The organism is Mesorhizobium sp. M7A.F.Ca.US.005.03.2.1 (assembly GCF_003997795.1).
Classification (GTDB): domain Bacteria; phylum Pseudomonadota; class Alphaproteobacteria; order Rhizobiales; family Rhizobiaceae; genus Mesorhizobium; species Mesorhizobium ciceri.
On the sequence record NZ_RZRP01001543.1, the window covers coordinates 1 to 566 of the forward strand.

Genomic DNA, 566 nt, shown 5'->3' on the forward strand with positions numbered 1-566 from the left:
CCCCATACGGCGCGTGGAAAATAGAAACCGCGCTGGTTGAGAAAGGAGCCGAACGGCAAATTGATGCTGTCGCGTGGCGCCGGCAGTACGGCCAGCACGCCGGAATACCAGAAGAAGATGACCAGCAGCGGCGGGATGTTGCGGAAGACCTCGACATAGACGGTGCAGATCTTCCTGATCAGCCAGTTCTTCGAGAGCCGGCCGATGCCGATGACGAAGCCGATGATTGTCGCGGTGATGATGCCGACGATAGCGACGATGACCGTGTTGAGGAGGCCGACCAGAATGGCGCGGCCATAGGTCGAATCCGACGAATAGGCGATCGCGCTCTCGCTGATATCGAAGCCGGCGCGGCCCTTGAGGAAGCCGAAGCCTGAAGCGATGCGCAACCGCGTCAGGTTGTCGATAACGTTGTGGGCAATCCACCAGACGCCCGCCACCAGCAGCACGACGACCAGCAGCTGGAAGAATATGCCCCGGATTTTCGGATCGTTGATGAAGGAACCGCGGCTGGGCTCCTCGCGAAGTACGTCCTGCGATGCCATTCGACCGTCCCCTGGAAAGAG

The 566-nt window shown here is 60.2% G+C and carries 1 protein-coding gene; it reads right to left on the bottom strand.

Annotated features, from left to right (window positions below; translation table 11 throughout):
• Window positions 1-545, bottom strand: a 545-nt coding sequence (locus tag EN991_RS39020; protein ID WP_164769803.1) for an ABC transporter permease subunit, incomplete at its 3' end; no start/stop codon positions are given.
• Window positions 546-566: the final 21 nt, after the last annotated feature.